The following is a 1,150-nucleotide window of genomic DNA, read 5'->3' on the forward strand; positions in this document are numbered from 1 at the left end:
ACCTTGAGTGGAGTGAGAAGCGCAATTGCGCTTCTCCTCCCCGAACCGTACGTGCACCTTTCAGCGCATACGGCTCTCCATTCAGCCTTGGCCCATGGCCATAGCAACGTCATGATAGCGTGAGGTGATGGTGTTACGAGTCTCAATCCGGAAGATGTATGGATTGATCTCCGGATTCCGCCACCGGAACTGCGCTTTTGGACTTGAGACCAGACGGCGCAGCGCTTTGCCGACAGGGTTCCCGCGTTCATTTGGTTCATAGACAAGCCAAGTCTTTGCTTTGCCTGCCTCTGGCGCTCGATACCATTTCTGCATCAAGGGTTTGATGCGGGAACGATATTTCCGCGCCAGCCAATGCGCCATTTTCCAGAACACGACTGTGTCGATGTGCTGGAAAGTACGCGCTGTGAAGTGCGTGAACTTATAGAATGCCGCCCATCCCGCCAATTGGCGGTTGAGTTGGCCTACCATGTCGACTTTGCTAGTATCATGATTGCCAGAAAGGATTTTGGACAGTTTGCGAGCAAACGCCACAGCCTTTTCTCTGGGTATCGTTGTAACGACGCACATGCGTCCGTTCGACCCGCGCTTACGAATAATCCGATGCCCCAGAAAGACAAACCCGTCATTGACGTGGGTGATATGGCTCTTATCCATATTCAGCGTCAGCTTAAGTTTGTCTTCCAGAAAAGCACGACATTCTTCGCGGATTTCCTCTGCCTGAGCCTTCGTCCCTTTGACGATAACCACAAAGTCATCGGCATAGCGACAGTAGGCAGCAGCGGGCTTCCATTGCCGGTTCTCACGAACTGCAATCGGACTTCCTTGTTTGATGCGGAAGTTCCATGCCCAGCGATCCTTTCGGACTTTCTTGTTCAGGTATTTCGCCTCCAGCCACATATCAAACTCATGGAGCATGATGTTGGACAGGAGTGGTGACAGAACGCCACCTTGCGGAACACCTTCGCTTGAAGCCGTAAACAGGCCACGATCAATGTGACCTGCCTTCGGGAACCGCCAGAGAAGATCAACAAACCGTCCGTCCTGTACCCGACGCCGCACACATTGAAGAAGCAGTCGATGATGAACTGTGTCGAAGTAACTTGCCAAATCACCTTCGATGATCCAGCGGCCCTTCGTTCCACCACCA

General features: G+C 52.6%; 1 protein-coding gene. It reads right to left on the reverse strand.

What is annotated here, in order from left to right; translation table 11 throughout:
- Positions 1 to 81: 81 nt before the first annotated feature.
- A partial coding sequence (locus tag OIV19_RS23585; protein WP_264234339.1) for a reverse transcriptase domain-containing protein occupies positions 82 to 1,150 on the reverse strand: 1,069 nt, incomplete at its 5' end.

Origin of the sequence: Brucella sp. HL-2 (assembly GCF_025846885.2) — a bacterium.
Taxonomy (GTDB): Bacteria; Pseudomonadota; Alphaproteobacteria; order Rhizobiales; family Rhizobiaceae; genus Brucella; species Brucella quorumnocens.